17 protein-coding genes and 2 tRNA genes are annotated in these 14327 nt (G+C 33.4%); 12 read left to right on the top strand and 7 right to left on the bottom strand.

Going from position 1 to position 14327, the window contains the following annotated elements:
• Window positions 1-171 precede the first annotated feature (171 nt).
• The gene (locus tag ABY285_RS07970; RefSeq protein ID WP_372768811.1) at window positions 172-906 is read left to right on the top strand and encodes a slipin family protein; all 735 of its coding nucleotides are present in this window, start codon (window positions 172-174) and stop codon (window positions 904-906) included.
• 27 nt (window positions 907-933) lie between these two features.
• On the opposite strand, the gene ABY285_RS07965 is transcribed toward ABY285_RS07970, so the two are convergent.
• Together ABY285_RS07965 and ABY285_RS07960 are read right to left on the bottom strand one after the other, a co-directional pair.
• Window positions 934-1401 carry a hypothetical protein gene (locus tag ABY285_RS07965; protein WP_372768809.1) on the bottom strand — a complete coding sequence of 156 codons (468 nt, stop codon included), beginning with the start codon at window positions 1399-1401 and terminating at the stop codon, window positions 934-936.
• A gap of 5 nt (window positions 1402-1406) precedes the next feature.
• Window positions 1407-2825: an SDR family oxidoreductase gene (locus ABY285_RS07960; protein ID WP_372768807.1), complete on the bottom strand. Its 1419-nt coding sequence runs from the start codon at window positions 2823-2825 to the stop codon at window positions 1407-1409.
• Between the two features lie 225 nt (window positions 2826-3050).
• Between ABY285_RS07960 and ABY285_RS07955 the strand changes: the two genes are divergently transcribed.
• The 6 genes from ABY285_RS07955 to ABY285_RS07930 all read left to right on the top strand — a co-directional run bounded on the left by ABY285_RS07955 (window position 3051) and on the right by ABY285_RS07930 (window position 7305).
• The gene (locus tag ABY285_RS07955) at window positions 3051-3833 is read left to right on the top strand and encodes a DUF1295 domain-containing protein (RefSeq protein ID WP_372768805.1); all 783 of its coding nucleotides are present in this window, start codon (window positions 3051-3053) and stop codon (window positions 3831-3833) included.
• 457 nt (window positions 3834-4290) lie between these two features.
• Entirely contained in the window at window positions 4291-4719 is a 429-nt protein-coding gene (locus ABY285_RS07950) for a 6-pyruvoyl tetrahydropterin synthase family protein (RefSeq protein ID WP_372768803.1), read from the top strand.
• The gene (gene folE / locus ABY285_RS07945; protein WP_372768852.1) at window positions 4694-5389 is read left to right on the top strand and encodes a GTP cyclohydrolase I FolE; all 696 of its coding nucleotides are present in this window, start codon (window positions 4694-4696) and stop codon (window positions 5387-5389) included. The genes ABY285_RS07950 and folE overlap by 26 nt, the downstream gene beginning before the upstream one ends.
• Before the next feature lie 34 nt (window positions 5390-5423).
• Window positions 5424-6110, top strand: coding sequence for an SDR family NAD(P)-dependent oxidoreductase (locus ABY285_RS07940; protein WP_372768801.1), 687 nt, complete (start codon window positions 5424-5426; stop codon window positions 6108-6110).
• 49 nt (window positions 6111-6159) lie between these two features.
• Window positions 6160-6675 (top strand): glutathione peroxidase, encoded by a 516-nt coding sequence (locus ABY285_RS07935; protein ID WP_372768850.1) that lies wholly within the window; start codon window positions 6160-6162, stop codon window positions 6673-6675.
• Window positions 6676-6678: 3 nt separating this feature from the next.
• Entirely contained in the window at window positions 6679-7305 is a 627-nt protein-coding gene (locus tag ABY285_RS07930) for a heme-binding protein (protein ID WP_372768799.1), read from the top strand.
• Between the two features lie 30 nt (window positions 7306-7335).
• Here the strand turns inward: ABY285_RS07930 and ABY285_RS07925 are convergent, their stop codons facing one another.
• Window positions 7336-8118, bottom strand: coding sequence for an NAD-dependent epimerase/dehydratase family protein (locus ABY285_RS07925; protein WP_372768797.1), 783 nt, complete (start codon window positions 8116-8118; stop codon window positions 7336-7338).
• A 20-nt stretch (window positions 8119-8138) separates the two neighbouring features.
• Complete coding sequence (locus ABY285_RS07920) at window positions 8139-9782, bottom strand: ABC-F family ATP-binding cassette domain-containing protein (RefSeq protein WP_372768795.1); 1644 nt, start codon at window positions 9780-9782, stop codon at window positions 8139-8141.
• Window positions 9783-10179: 397 nt separating this feature from the next.
• On the opposite strand from ABY285_RS07920, the gene ABY285_RS07915 reads away from it, so the two are divergent.
• The 4 genes from ABY285_RS07915 to ABY285_RS07900 all read left to right on the top strand — a co-directional run bounded on the left by ABY285_RS07915 (window position 10180) and on the right by ABY285_RS07900 (window position 12610).
• On the top strand, window positions 10180-10464 hold the full coding sequence (locus ABY285_RS07915) for a YtxH domain-containing protein (RefSeq protein WP_372768793.1): 285 nt from the start codon (window positions 10180-10182) through the stop codon (window positions 10462-10464).
• Between the two features lie 253 nt (window positions 10465-10717).
• Window positions 10718-11059 carry a hypothetical protein gene (locus tag ABY285_RS07910; RefSeq protein WP_372768791.1) on the top strand — a complete coding sequence of 114 codons (342 nt, stop codon included), beginning with the start codon at window positions 10718-10720 and terminating at the stop codon, window positions 11057-11059.
• An 8-nt stretch (window positions 11060-11067) separates the two neighbouring features.
• On the top strand, window positions 11068-11475 hold the full coding sequence (locus ABY285_RS07905) for a hypothetical protein (RefSeq protein ID WP_372768789.1): 408 nt from the start codon (window positions 11068-11070) through the stop codon (window positions 11473-11475).
• 4 nt (window positions 11476-11479) lie between these two features.
• Window positions 11480-12610, top strand: a complete 1131-nt coding sequence (locus tag ABY285_RS07900; protein WP_372768787.1) for an AI-2E family transporter — start codon at window positions 11480-11482, stop codon at window positions 12608-12610.
• Between the two features lie 348 nt (window positions 12611-12958).
• Here the strand turns inward: ABY285_RS07900 and ABY285_RS07895 are convergent.
• Together ABY285_RS07895 and ABY285_RS07890 are read right to left on the bottom strand one after the other, a co-directional pair.
• Window positions 12959-13043, bottom strand: a tRNA-Leu gene (locus tag ABY285_RS07895).
• A 47-nt stretch (window positions 13044-13090) separates the two neighbouring features.
• Window positions 13091-13163: transfer RNA gene (locus ABY285_RS07890), tRNA-Lys, on the bottom strand.
• A 119-nt stretch (window positions 13164-13282) separates the two neighbouring features.
• Here ABY285_RS07890 and ABY285_RS07885 point away from each other — a divergent pair.
• Complete coding sequence (locus ABY285_RS07885) at window positions 13283-13792, top strand: shikimate kinase (RefSeq protein WP_372768785.1); 510 nt, start codon at window positions 13283-13285, stop codon at window positions 13790-13792.
• Here the strand turns inward: ABY285_RS07885 and ABY285_RS07880 are convergent.
• Window positions 13784-14281: a phosphoribosyltransferase domain-containing protein gene (locus ABY285_RS07880; RefSeq protein ID WP_372768848.1), complete on the bottom strand. Its 498-nt coding sequence runs from the start codon at window positions 14279-14281 to the stop codon at window positions 13784-13786. The two genes, ABY285_RS07885 and ABY285_RS07880, sit on opposite strands and share 9 nt — an antisense overlap.
• Window positions 14282-14327 lie beyond the last annotated feature (46 nt).

The raw sequence follows: 14327 nt of genomic DNA, 5'->3' as shown, positions 1-14327 counted from the left end.
CCCATAAAATTTCGTAAATTTAAATGGACCATCAATAGCATAAAAAATATTCTTTTTTTTATTGCTAAAATTTTAAGTCTAAGCAATTGATATCCCCTCTATAAATTTCAGCCTTTAGATAGTTTATTAGGAGCATTAAAAACCTCAATTTATTAACTTAAATCATAAAGTATGTACCCATCAGTTTTTTTTACAATTATTATTGTATTGTTTTTATTTAGCGGAATACGAATTATTTTCGAATATAAAAGAGCTTTAAAATTTAGATTTGGGAAATATGTTGAAATTTTGGAGCCTGGATTCCGATGGATTATTCCAATTGTTGAAACAATTCAAACGGTTGATATTCGCGTTATTACCTTTAATATAGTTTCTCAGGAAGTTATGACTGAAGACAACGTGCCTTGTAGTATTGACGGTGTTGTGTTTTTCAAAATTGATGACCCGGAAAAGGCCGTTTTACGGGTTGAAGAATACAATTTCGCCATTGCACAACTGTCACAAGCTGCTTTAAGAGATGTTTGTGGAAAAGTGGAACTGGACACCATTTTGTCTAAAAGAGAAGAAATGGGAAAGAATATAAAAGCGATTGTTGAACAGGAAACCAAAGAATGGGGTATTGTGATTATTGATGTTAAAATTAAAGACATTCAATTACCTGAAAACATGAGGCGAATGATGGCCAATCAGGCAGAAGCAGAACGATCCAGAAGAGCCAGAATTATTTTGGCACTGGCAGAAGAACAAGCAGCCGGTAAATTGTTAGAGGCCGGGAAACTGATAGATCAATCACCGTCTGCAATAAAATTAAGATTGTATCAAACCTTAGCAAATATTGCTGCTGAAAAGAATTCAACTATTATTTTTCCATTTCCTGAAGAGGCTTTGCCAAGAAATACCAAATAGGTTTAAAAAAGCTGCAGTAAAAAATTATTATTTCAGTTCTCCAAAAATTTGGTTGAGCACATTTGTTCTGTAGGTAAATATTTCATTCAATTTGTTTTTAATGATCAGCGTATTGGCTATAGATCCCAAAAACCCCATGGGTGGCTGATAGGTTACGATATCTGTCATTAAAACGCCACCTTCAATTGGCTCAATCCTATGCTGGTGATGCCATATTTTATAAGGGCCAACGCGTTGTTCATCAATAAAAAATTTCTTTTCATGAACCTGCGTTATTTCTGTAAGCCAATTCATTTTAAATCCGAAAAGCGGACTCACTTTATAACAAATAATCATTCCAGGGTACATTTTTTCAGGCAAGTCGCCTGAAGTGATGTCAAAACCCATATAATCTGGGGTAATTTTCTTCAAATTTTCAGGCGAAGCAATGAAATCCCAAACTTCATCTATAGTTCCCTTTATTCTTTGTGTTTGTTTCAGTTGGTAAAATCCCATAGTGCTTATTCAGTTAATTTATGAATCATTCCTTTGAAAATAACGCCGTGAAAAGGCAAAACAAGGTACCAGTAAATTCTTCCCCAGAGTCCTAGTGGTCTGAATGTAGCTGTTTGATATAGTATCTTATTTTCAATTTTAAATTCGAGCCAGGCTTCACCGGGAAGTTTCATTTCAGCATAAAGCAACAATCTTTTTTCCTTTCTGTCAGCATATAAAACCCTCCAGAAATCCAGAGAATCTCCTGCGGAAAGCTTGGTATTGCTTTTTCGTCCTCTTCTTAAACCGATACCTCCGGAAAGTTTGTCTAAAAATCCGCGCATGGACCATAAAAAGTTGGCGTAATACCAACCTTTTTCACCGCCGATGGACCAAATTTTATCGAGCGTTTCTTTTTCGTTTTTAAGCGCTTTTTCACGTTTGTCCATAAAGCAGCCAAAAGTAGGAACTTCAATTAAATTAGAAATTCCTCTTGAAAGCACGTTGCTCGATTGTGCGTCAATCCAGCTTGAAATCACATCTTGCTGGTTAATTTTGTCGAAAGCAAGCTGAACCGCTTCTTTATAGGGTATTAATTTTATTTGAAGTAGCTCTGCCAAGTCATTTTCCTTACAAATTACTTCAACTTTCATGCTGTCAACCAGGTTTGTCGCAAGTTTATATGAGGTTGATGTTACAAAATAAAGCCAGTAGGAAGATAGCTTTGGCGTCATGATTGGCAAGGTGATTATGGTACGTTTCAGCTTGCGAACCGCTGCAAATGTCAACAACATTTCTTTGTAGGTGAAAATTTCCGGGCCTCCAATATCAAAGCTCTTATTATAAGTGTATTCATTTAAAATCACCCCTTTTAAAAATTCCAAGACATTTCTTATGGCGATAGGCTGCGATTTTGTATTCAACCATTTTGGCGTTAGCATAATGGGTAATTTTTCCACCAAATCACGCATAATTTCAAAAGAAGCACTTCCTGAACCAACAATAATACCGGCACGTAAAGTAGTCAGATTATAGGTGCCTGAAGAAAGGATGTCTTCAACATTTTTTCTGGAAGTCAAATGTTTCGATAATTCTTGCTCATTTACTATTCCACTTAAATAAATGACCTGTTTAACAGATGTTTTTTGCAGACTCTTTTTAAAATTTTTTGCAGAAATTTCTTCCAATGTCTCAAAATCATTGGTGCTTACCGACATAGAATGAATTAAATAATAAGCCACATCAATGTCTTTTGGAATTATATCCAATGAGCCGGCATCCAGAAAGTCCAGCTCAATAATTTTTATATTTTTAACCTCGAAGCCGCTTAAGTCTATTCGTTTCTTGTCGCGCACGCAACAAATAACTTCATGACCCTCAGCCAGCAGAATAGGCAATAACCTTTTTCCTATGTAACCAGTTGTTCCTGTTAGTAAAATTTTCATAATTTAAATTTACAAAAAAATTAATTTATTAGTGATACTTTATTTTGAGGTATTTTGCTTTGAATATTTTATTGGTTATTTTTATGTTAAGAATAAAAAAATAGTATGCGAAGATATGTTATTTTGTTTAACAATAACAATATATATATAAACATTTTATATATTTGCAGCATACTTAATAAAGTTATTTATAATGTTTAAATCACAATACTAAAAACTTAAGCTATGGGTTATTTTGAATTATATTTTACGGGCTTGTTGCTAGTCGTAATTGCAATGACATTGCTCTGGTTTGTGAGCGTTTTAATAAAAAACGCCAGTATTGTTGATCCGTTTTGGGGATTGGGTTTTGTGATTGCAGGTATTTTTTATTACTATAAAACGGATGGACTGGAAATTAGAAAATTAATTGTTTTAACCTTGTTAATTATTTGGGGATTGCGGCTATCCATTTATTTGGCTTGGCGTAATTTGGGAAAAGGGGAGGATTTTCGTTACCAAAAATTTAGAAAGGATTACGGACCAAAGCGTTATTGGTGGATTAGTTATTTTCAGGTCTTTTTGCTTCAGGGAGTATTGTTGTGGTTAATTTCTGCACCGTTACTAGGCGCTCAGTTTTATGCAAACGAGAACACTTTAAACTTTTTTGATTATGCCGGGATATTGGCATGGATCATTGGTTTTGCGTTTGAAGCTGGCGGAGATTTTCAGCTGGCCAGGTTTAAATCCAATCCAGATAATAAGGGAAAAGTGTTAAATACCGGATTTTGGAAGTACACGCGCCATCCCAATTACTTTGGGGACGCTGCTGTTTGGTGGGCTTTTGGGCTTTTTTCAGTGGCAGCGGGTAGTTATTTGCCACTTTTAGGTTCCTTATTAATGACACTTTTAATTGTAAAGGTTTCTGGAGTATCTTTGCTAGAACGAACATTAATAAATACCAAACCGCAATACAAAGATTACGTTGAGAAAACGCCTGCATTTTTTCCCTGGTTTCCAAAAAAGTAATTTATAAATGGAAATCACAAAACATATTTGGTTAATTTTATTTATCGTATGGGGACTTCCGCTAACGATGTATCGGAGTAAATTTCGCAAAATTGTTTATGATACAGATAGTTGGATCATCAATTTAAAGCCAGTATTTATTAAAGAAATAAAAGCGCTGTTCGGAAATATTTACCCGAACAACAAAAAGTACATAAAGTTCAGAAATTTTTACAGGTTTTACTTAGCCATATACATTTTATTATTTATTGCCTATACCTTATTAAAATAGCGCATTATGTATTTTCTTTATCAGAAATAAAAATTCTTGAATACCTTCATCTTAAATGGCTGGCGAATTCCATTTGTTTTATGTTCCATTATAAATTTTAACAATTACACAATAGATAATTAATAGTAACCATACTTGTTATTATTATTTTTATTGTTTAACTTTGTTTTGTAATAATTAAACAAAATGATAAATAATCAGTTTAAAACATCGGTATTTAGAAAAGAAAGCTTTAATGCCGCCCATAGATTGCACAATGCGAATTGGAGCGATGAAAAAAATAAACGCATTTTTGGGAAATGTAACAATTCCCATTTTCATGGCCATAATTACGACTTGGAAGTTTGCATTACTGGTTTTTGTGATTTAGATACTGGCTATGTGATTGATATAAAAATATTATCGGATATTATAAAAAGTAGTGTCATTAATAAATTTGACCATAAAAATTTAAACGAAGAATTAACTGAATTTAAATCCTTAAATCCAACTGCGGAGAATATCGCATTTGTTATATATAACTTATTGATTGCTAAACTTCCAAAAGAATTGGAACTTAAAATTAGACTTTATGAAACCAGAAAAAATTATGTTGAATACCCTGCTAGAAATTGAAGAAGACAACTTATTTGATGATTACTCCGTGAATGATATTGGCGACAATCACTTGTATACCAATTTGGAAACACCATTGAAAAGCAATGCTTTTGAAATTTCAGACAAAGAAAAAAAAGAAAAAATTTCGGTGTTATTTGCTCAAATTATGGATGTTATGGGAATGGACTTGAATGATGATTCTCTAAAAGGAACTCCTGAAAGAGTTGCGAAAATGTACATAGATGAAATATTTTCAGGCTTGAATCCAAAGAACAAGCCTAAAGTGTCTTTATTCGAAAATAAATACCAATACAACCAAATGCTGGTTGAAAAAAACATCACTTTTTATTCAAATTGCGAGCATCATTTTGTGCCGATTATTGGCAAAGCCCATGTGGCTTACATTTCTTCGGGCAAAGTAATTGGCTTGTCAAAACTGAATAGGATAGTACAATATTATGCTCAAAGACCTCAGGTTCAGGAACGCTTGACCAATCAAATTGGAAAAGATCTTGAGCATATTTTAAAAACGGAGGATATTGCCATAATTATTGATGCAAAGCATTTATGTGTGGCTTCAAGAGGAATTAAGGATGATACTTCCTCAACAATTACGACCTATTATGGCGGTGCATTTAATAATGCACAAAAAATAGCAGAACTTCAAAATTACATTAAGAACAGCTAAAATTGAAGTTTTATAAAATTAAAATGAATTACCAATGAGAACAGTATTAATTATTGGCGGAAGCAAGGGGATAGGCAATGCCATTTTATCTTCCCAATTAAAGCTAAATAATAAAGTTTATAATATAAGCAGGTCAGCACCTTTGAATATTCATCCAAATTTAACACATTATAACTGCGATATTTTAACCGATGAATTACCTGATTTTGAATTAATCGACACGCTTATTTATTGTCCTGGCAGCATAAACTTAAAGCCTATTTCTACTTTAACCATTGAAGATTTTAGTACAGATTTTGAGATTAATGTGATTGGTGCGGTAAAAACAATTAAAAAATACCTCAAACCTTTAAAAAATGGAACAAATGCAAGTATTTTATTATTTAGCACTGTGGCCACAAAATTGGGAATGCCTTATCACGCAAGCATTGCCGCATCCAAGTCAGCCATTGAAGGATTGACAAAATCGCTTGGAGCAGAATTAGCTCCGGCAATTAGGGTCAATGCCATTGCCCCGACAGTTACAGATACCGATTTGGTTTCAAAAATACTTCGTAATGACAAAATGAAGGAAGTCATCGCTGAAAAGCATCCGCTTAAAAGATATTTGAATACCAATGATGTTTCAGCTTTGGCAGATTTTTTAATTTCTGAAAATTCTAGTGGTATGTCCGGACAAATATTTAACTTAGATTGCGGTATTGTAACGTTTAAAATTTAAAATAATGAAAACACTAAAAATAACAGCAATCCTTTTGATTTTCACTTCAATGTTCACAAGCTGTGCACAAGAAAAAAAGACTCAAATAAAACCTACAAATATGTACGATATAGCAATCAACAGTTTAACCGGTGAAAAGATAGATTTAAATCAGTTTAAAGGGAAGAAAATTCTTTTTGTGAATGTAGCTTCTGAGTGTGGATTTACCCCTCAATATAAGGATTTACAAAAATTACATGAAACTTATAAAGATAAATTGGTTGTTATTGGGTTGCCTTGCAACCAATTTGGCGAGCAAGAATCTGGAACAACTGCACAAATTAAAAGTTTTTGCGAAAAAAATTATGGCGTTGATTTTTTAATGACAGAAAAAATAGACGTGAAAGGAGAAAATCAACATCCGTTATATACTTGGTTGACTCAAAAAGAAATGAATGGTGTTATGAACAGCTCGGTAAAATGGAATTTTCAAAAATATTTGGTAGATGAAAAAGGAAATTTAATTGATGTTTTTTACAGCATTACTGAGCCTTTAAGTGAAAAAATAGTGAAACATTTAAAGTAAGATATGAAGATTTTTTTTATTGTTTTAGCGGCTTTGGTTACTGTTTTTTGTATTGCTCAACTTATTATTATGAAAACAACGAATAACACAGAAATGTATCCGTACAAAATTCTAAAAAAATATGATGACTTTGAAATTAGAAAATATGATGCAGCAAATTTTTCTTATGTAACGATGAAAACCAATTCCTATCAGGAAAGTTCCGGACAAGGCTTTAAATCGTTAGCCGGATATATTTTTGGTGGGAACGAAAAAAATGAATCAATAGCAATGACTTCTCCTGTTGTCGTAAATTTAAGTGATACAATAACGATGCAATTTATGCTTCCGTCTAACTATAAATTGTCTGATTTACCTACACCAAACAATCCTAACGTCAAGTTTAAAACCGAAAAGGAAAAATTTGTGGCCACAGTTTCTTTTGGTGGATGGTCAAACGATGAAAAAATAAAACAACATATCTCAAAATTAAATGATTTATTAAAAGAAAACGGAATAAAGCACTTTAATAATTTCAGCTATTTCGGATACAATCCGCCTTTTCAAATGGTAAACAGAAGGAATGAAATTAGTGTTGAAATTGATATAAATAGTTTAAATGGATCAGGTATTAAAGCCGAAAATAACTAATTATTTAAATAATTAATTTATAATTTAAACTTAGATATTTTCGTAATTTAGCTGAAGAAGATTTCCGTATTTATACTCAAAATTTAATAATTCTTTAGATTTTTTGTTTGAAATTATTTTTTTATTATTTTCCACAACATCTTCAAATACAGGTAGTTCAAGCCCTATATCTAAAGTTGTTTTGCTGTAAAATTCCCTTCTTGTAGGATGTGTATCCGCACAGCCGTTAAAAATTTGCTTCCAGGCTTTTTTTGCGATGATTTTTTCAATAAGCCTAATACAGTCATCTTGGTGAATCATATTGACAAAGCCCTCCGGATTTGGTATTTTTCTTCCTTTCGAAAAGAAATTACCGGGCTTTCTGGCATAGCCAAATAAACCCGCAAAACGAATGATCGTGGTATCAAAACCAACTGAATTTTTAAAAAGCATTTCTATGGTTGTCAATGCGGAAGGCAGTGTGTCGGATTCTTCTGTAACCATTTCATTGGAATTTGCATAAACCGAAGTAGAACTGATAAAAACGACCTTTTTTATGGGTGATTTTTCAATATGTGATAGTAGATTTTTAAATCCGTCAATGTTTTTAGAGGGTAATGCTACAATTAATAGCTCTGAATCTAGAAACGCTGAAATATTTTCTTTTAAATCGTCAAGGTTTATTATAAAAGGTACAACCCCAATTTCCCGGAATCCGGAAAGTTTGAATTCAGAAGTGGTGGAGCCTTTTATTTTATGGCCTTGCTGAATTAAATTGATGGCCAATGGCTTTCCAAGCCAACCACATCCCAATATGCTTATTTGTTGTTTCAAGGTTTCTGTTTTATAAAATTTTACTTTTTAATGGCGCTCTCCAGTTCATTTAAACGCACCATCTTTTTTCGTTCAAGGAATTCCTGAATTCCTTCCAAATGTTCATTTATGCGCTTGTTTCCAAATTCGTATATTTTAGTCACCATTCCGTCTAAAAAATCACGGTCATGCGACACAAGTATTAGCGTTCCGTCAAAATTCATCAGCGCTTGCTTTAGAATGTCTTTGGTTCTCATATCAAGATGGTTTGTAGGTTCATCCAAAATTAAAAGATTTACCGGTTCAAGCAACAATTTAATCATAGCCAATCTCGTGCGTTCTCCTCCTGAAAGTATTTTTACTTTTTTATCCCAATCTTCGCTGCTGAACATAAAAGCACCCAAAAAATCTTTTATTTTTGTTCTAATATCTCCTTTTGCCACGTTGTCTATGGTTTGAAAAACCGTAAAAGTCTCGTCGAGTAAAGAAGCTTCATTTTGGGCAAAGTAACCAATCATGGTATTGTGCCCGAGCGTTAGTTTGCCGCCGTGCTCAATTTCACCCATAATGGCTTTAATAAAAGTCGATTTTCCCTCCCCGTTTTTTCCTACAAAAGCCACTTTTTCACCACGTTGGATGGCAAATGTAGCTGCATCAAACACGAGATGCTTTTCGTAAGTTTTTGATACATTTTCAGCCGTTACCGGATAGGTTCCTGAGCGGGGAGAAGGCGGAAATCGAAGTTTTAAGTGAGAAGTGTCTATTTCATCAACTTCAACAATTTCAAGCTTTTCGAGCATTTTAACACGAGATTGTACCTGTAATGTCTTTGAGTAGGTTCCTTTAAAGCGGTCTATGAATTCCTGTGTGCCGGCTATTATTTTTTGTTGTTCTTCAAGTTGTTTTTGTTGCTGTTCGCGGCGTTCTTTACGCAGTTCAAGGTATTTTGAATAGTTAACTTTATAATCGTAGATGCGACCCATTGTCACTTCAATGGTTCGGGTTGTGATGCGGTCAACAAAAGCACGGTCGTGAGAAATCACAATGACGGCTTTGCCGCTGTTTACCAAAAAATTTTCCAGCCACTGAACGGAATCTATGTCAAGGTGATTTGTTGGTTCATCCAATAATATAAGATCTGGATTTTGCAGTAAAATTTTAGCCAGTTCAATACGCATACGCCATCCACCGCTAAAATCACTGGTTGGACGATTAAAATCAGCCCGTTCAAAACCCAATCCCAACACTATTTTTTCAACTTCTGCATTGAAATTAATTTCACCGTTGCTATATAATTTTTCGCTAAGTGTAGAAACCTGTTCTATAATATTATAATACGCTTCAGACTCATAATCTGTGCGAATGGTGAGCTGATGGTTCAGTTCATCCATGTTGGTTTGCATAGCAAGTATTTCAGCAAATGCCTGTGAAGCTTCTTCAAAAACAGTTCGGTCATTTTCTGTCATTAAATGTTGTGGAAGGTAAGCAGTGATTTTATCTTTCGGAACAGAAATTCGTCCGCTGGAAGCTTTTTGAAACCCGGCTATTATTTTTAAAAGTGTAGATTTTCCTGCGCCATTTTTACCCATAAGGGCAATGCGGTCTTTTTCGTTTATCACAAAAGAAATATCCTTAAAAAGGGTTGTTCCACCAAACTCTACGCTAAGTCCTTCTACTGAAATCATGGTAATATTTATGAAAATTAGGCCACAAAGGTAATAAAATCTTGTACAATTGGGCAGCGTTCTTAAAATTGGGTAAGAAACAGATTGTTATTTTTTTGAGAAGGATGTCTATTCAAGTAAGCAGGTAATATTTTACTTATTCCGTGCGCATATCTCGCCTCACAATCGTGAAGATTAATTTTATGTATTAAATTTGATTTATTGCACTACAGATATACGGTGAAATACGAGTCATAAATAAGGAAAAAACCACCCATATTTAATCCCAAATAATCCCATATAACGCAGCTAAATGTGTGAATAATGTAATTCTGATTAAGAATTGTGTAACAAAAATAAATTGGATTTGGAATACCTTTGTACGCATAAATATTAATCACATAAATAACAATAAATTATGAAAGCACAAAAAGTAATTTTAGCAACATTAGCAAGCGCAGCCATAGGAGCAGCTTTAGGGATTTTATTTGCACCAAATAAAGGTACAAAAACAAGAAAGAAAATTTCTAAAAAAGGAAATGAATATGTTGAAGGATTTGAAGAAAAATTTAATGAATTTTTAGATGATGCTGCAAAGAAATTTGAAACCATTAAAAAGGAAGCTGCCACATTTACTGAAAATAAAATTAATAAAGTAGAAGAAAAAGTTGAAGAAGTAGTAGACAAAGCCACTAAAAAATAAAAATGCTATTGGTAAATTAATTTATACGTATTAACTTCAATTTGAATTCTAATGAAAATTGAAGTTAAAGTTTATAAAAACAAATGCCAATTAAGTATTTATATAATCCGAGATTAGGGCTTATATAGAAAAATTTAACAATTTAATGGAAAAGCATTTTAAAAAGATGGATCATAAATCAATAAAACAAGAAGACACAAAACTGGCGTTAAATCTTGCTGATGCAAGAATATTAGCCTAAAATAACCTGAATATGGAAATAAAGCCAAGTATATTTGAAACATTATTTGAAAAAGCAGAAACTTTTGGAAAAACAACCTATGAGATTTCAAAACTTAAAGCATTGGAAACAACAACGGTCGTGGCAACTTCAGTGGTGGCCAGGATAAGTGTTATCCTCATGATTTCTATGTTTCTTCTTGTTTTTAACATTGGCGTTGCATTGTTTCTTGGAGAATTGTTGGAAAAGGTTTATTACGGATTCTTTATTGTGGCAATATTTTACTTGATTGCAGGCCTCATATTGCATTTTTTTCTGCATAAATGGATTGAAAAACCTTTAAGTAATTTAATTATTACGCAAGCACTTAAATAAATGAACCCATGGAACCAATAACAACACAACGAGAACTTAGGGCTGCCATTCTTCAGTTAGAGAATAAACAATCTGAAGACGGTAAAGCACTGAAAGAGCAATTCCATTTGGCCTACAATAGTGTGAAGCCTGCGAACATTATTTTAGATACTTTAAAAGATTTAGGTGAATCTAGCGTCATACAAGATAATTTTTTAAACACAACGGTTGGTTTTGGCACGGGTTATCTATCAAAAATGATTTTTCAGGGTGTTGTCAATAGTCCCATAAAGAAACTTCTTGGATCGGTCTTAATGTACGGCGTCACGAATTTAGTTACAAAAAATACCGAAGGCATTAAATTAATGGCCAGCAAGATTTTTAAACTTTTCGGAAGCCATTCCGAGGAAGAAGTGAAAGAACCTGAAAATTATTAAGCAAATGAAAGATTTTCCGGATATGGATGCAAATAAAAGTTTAAAACTGCCATTTTATATAAAAGCAACGATTCTCCTAGTTGGACTTTTTGCGTTTATCAGCATGCTTTACATTGCCCAGGAAATCTTACTTCCACTCATATTTTCAGTAATGATTGCCGTTTTGCTTCACCCTATTGTCAACTTTTTTGTTAGGATGAAAATAAATAGGGTAGTCGCAATTATTTTTACCCTATTCCTTACCGTTTTAATCACTGCATCATTGGCTGCCCTAATTTTTAGACAGGCAAGTATTTTCGCAGAAACTTGGCCAATATTACTCGACAAGCTTTCCAAAACATTGAACGAATTTACCCATTGGGGTTCTCGCTATTTTGACCTAAACCAATGGAAAGTCAACAGATGGATCACAAATGCCAAAACAGAGTCACTCACTGTGAGCGGTGCTCAAGTAGGTCAGACCATGTTTGCAGTTGGCAACGCCATTATGATTATGCTGCTTATTCCTGTTTATGTCTTTATTCTGCTCTATTATAAGAAGCTCTTGATTGAGTTTATTCACAGGGTTTTTATGAGAAGCGATCAAAAAAGAATCAGCAATATTATTTCCGAAACCAAAACTGTAATTCAACGTTATCTTGCCGGACTCGTTATTGAAGCTGTTATTGTGGGAATTTTAAATATTACGGCCCTTTTTGCGCTTGGCATTGAATATGCCATTTTGCTCGGCATTATTGGTGCACTGCTCAATGTAATTCCCTATATCGGAGGCTTGGTTGCCGTCGCGTTACCAATGGCGGTTGCTTTAGCCACCAAATCATCAGGTATGTATGCCTTTTATGTTCTTGGAATATATTATATAATTCAAGTTATAGACAATAACTTAATTGTTCCCTTAATTGTTTCTTCCAAAGTAAAAATCAATGCGCTTTTCGCAATAATTGTAGTTTTTGCAGGGAATGCTTTATGGGGCATTTCAGGAATGTTCTTGTCAATTCCGCTTCTCGCAATCGTAAAAGTTATTTTTGACCATATAGAACCTTTAAAACCTTGGGGTTTTTTACTGGGAGACACGATGCCCATATCACCGGTAATTAACCCAATCATCAAAAAAATAAAAAGTAAAACTTCATAATTTCCTATAATTATATGGCGTTCCTGCTAAAAAGCAGTCGGGCTTTTCGCTGCAATCTTTTTAACGGTAAAAACCGCTAAAAAGGATTTCCGCTTCAATCCCTAACGCAAATTAAATTATGATTCTAGAATGTATTTTGTAATTTTTAATTACGATTTGCCTCTTCTTCCTTTTCTCTATGCTGTTTTAACTTAAAACTTTTTGCTATTTCCTCTTTTCCCTGTATCTGCTAATCCTTAAAGTTTTAAGTGTCTTAAATTCGATTAAAAGAAGAATCTTACCATCTTTTTTAAAATAAAAAAAGGTACTTGAAGTTAATGGTTTAACAACAAATACCTGTCTTTAAAGTGCGCGTAACAAGATTCGAACTTGCACATTCTAAGCGAACACCAGCCCCTCAAGCTGGCGCGTCTACCAATTCCGCCATACGCGCATTATTTTTTAAACAAAAAAAGTTAAGCGGTTAAACTTAACTTTTTGTGACCGGGCTGGGGCTCGAACCCAGGACCACCTCCTTAAAAGGGAGGTGCTCTACCAACTGAGCTACCAGGTCAATTATCTCCTTCTCAATGCGAGTGCAAATATACCATCAATAGTTGTACCTCACAAGTTTTTTTATGTAGTTTTTTAAACGATATTTGTTTTTGTATTTTAGACGATAAAAATAAGTTTATGAAAATTGTTTTATTGGGATATATGGCAAGCGGAAAATCGGTAGCCGGCAAGATTTTTGCAAAAAAATTAAATCTTCAATTTATTGATCTAGATAGTTTTATAGAAGAACGAGAACAATTGTCCATTGCCCAAATCTTCGAAACAAAAGGAGAGATTTACTTCCGAAAAAAAGAAGGGGAATATTTATTGGAACTACTCAATTTTAATGAAAGTATGGTAATTTCTTTAGGTGGAGGAACACCCTGCTATGGAAATAACATGGAATTTATTCAAAATAAATCTAATTCATTTTACTTAAAAGCATCGATTGACACTATTTTTGAAAGGTTAAAAAACGAAACTTCACAACGGCCATTGGTTGCTGCCATTGGATCAGAAAACTTAAAAGAATATATTGCCAAACATTTATTTGAACGTGCACCTTATTATGAAGGTGCAAACCATACCATCTTGGTAGATGATAAAAATTTGAATCAGATTGTTGATGAGATGCTACTATTACGCTAAACTGGCGTGTGAGTTGTTATTTTCAAACACAACGGAAATATGCTCTTTCAAGGAAGTTGATAATGAAATTCCCTTAAAATCTGCTTTTACGGGATATTTTTTATGATTTCTGTTAATTAATACAGCTGTATTGAACCGTTTTAAAGGCACTTCCAAAAAATGTTTTATTCCGTAAATTAAGGTAGTTCCCGAGTTTAAAACATCATCTACCAAAACCAAAGATTTATTTTTATACGCACTTGAGCTTATAGAAGTTGTGATTTCTTTTAACGGTTGCTTTTTATCAATCTTAACTTCACACAAAACCACTTTTAAATTGGAAATGTTTGTTAAAACTTCCGCAATTTTTTTTGCAAACAAAAACCCGTTTCCTGCAATTCCAGCGATAATAATTTCTTTCTCATTGAAATTTACTTCATATATCTGATACGCAATTCTTCGCGTTTTATTTTCAATTTGCTCATTCGTTAAAATAATTGAACTTTCCATTTGGTTATTTTTTTTCAAAGATAAAAAACAATTCTCTTCCAGCTCT

Origin of the sequence: Lutibacter sp. (assembly GCF_041555395.1) — a bacterium.
Lineage (GTDB): Bacteria > Bacteroidota > Bacteroidia > Flavobacteriales > Flavobacteriaceae > Lutibacter.
This window is presented reverse-complemented; position numbering and strand designations above follow the sequence as displayed.